Here is a 968-nt window from a genome sequence, read left to right as displayed (position 1 = left end):
GTCGGCCAACGGCGCGACAGGCGCCGCAACTGCCTTGGCCTCCTCGGGAAGACCTTCCTTCGCGATGTCCGCCTTGGGCGCGGACAGCGAAGCTCCCGACTGAACCAGGCCTCGGAGGATGCCGAGCTCGCGCTCGACCGGCGCGATGCGGTTCTGCTGTCGTGACACGATGACGAAAAGAGCTATGACGGCGGCAATGGCGATCAGGCTGAAAAACATGGTGGTTTCCCTCAAAACCAGACCAGTCGTGGTCAACAAATGCGGCGGTGACACGACTGACCCAAATCAGCGTCTTGCCAATCAACAAGATCGGGCCGGCTAACAAGATCGAGCATGTTTCGCGGCCGATTGCCAGCAACTTGCCTGGTTATCCAATGGCGGGCCGCCGAGGCTGTCGGTATTGCAGGCGAGATTGCGTGACCTCTGCCCCGAAGTACTCGTGCTAGTCTCGCGCGATCAAAGGAATGCCGTGAGGTGACCGATGCCGCAGCGAAGTGCCGGGCTGCTGATCCACAGACACACAGGCGGTGTGTTCGAATTTCTGCTCGTCCATCCAGGCGGTCCGTTCTGGGCGCGCAAGGATGAAGGCGCGTGGTCGATACCGAAGGGACTGATCGGCGACAATGAGGATGAGCTCGAAGCCGCCAAACGGGAAGTCGAGGAGGAGCTCGGCGTCGCCATCGACGGCGACTTCCAGCCGCTCGGCAGCTACAGGCAGCCGGGCGGCAAGATCGTGGTGGCATGGAGCGTCGAGGCCGATGTCGACACTAACGCCATCAAGAGCAACATGTTCACCCTGGAGTGGCCGCCAAAATCGGGAAAGATGAAGGCGTTCCCCGAAGTGGATCGGGCCGGCTGGTTTTCGCCGGCCGAAGCCGGCGTCAAGATCCTGAAAGGCCAGCGCTCCATGCTCGACGATTTCCTGGAACGGCGCGGCGCCGACTAGGCGTCTGCCCGCTATCCTGCCT

General features: G+C 62.0%; 2 protein-coding genes. One reads left to right on the top strand and one right to left on the bottom strand.

Translation table 11 applies throughout. From position 1 onward, the window contains the following. Positions 1-219 (bottom strand): hypothetical protein (locus EOA28_RS36945; RefSeq protein WP_148671160.1); only part of this gene is annotated, 219 nt, incomplete at its 3' end. 262 nt (positions 220-481) lie between these two features. Between EOA28_RS36945 and EOA28_RS36940 the strand changes: the two genes are divergently transcribed. Continuing rightward, complete coding sequence (locus tag EOA28_RS36940; RefSeq protein WP_126078309.1) at positions 482-946, top strand: NUDIX domain-containing protein; 465 nt, start codon at positions 482-484, stop codon at positions 944-946. Positions 947-968: the final 22 nt, after the last annotated feature.

Origin of the sequence: Mesorhizobium sp. M2A.F.Ca.ET.067.02.1.1 (assembly GCF_004023285.1) — a bacterium.
GTDB lineage: Bacteria > Pseudomonadota > Alphaproteobacteria > Rhizobiales > Rhizobiaceae > Mesorhizobium.
Note: the sequence above shows the minus strand (reverse complement) of the source record. Positions and strands in the feature narration are given on the sequence as shown.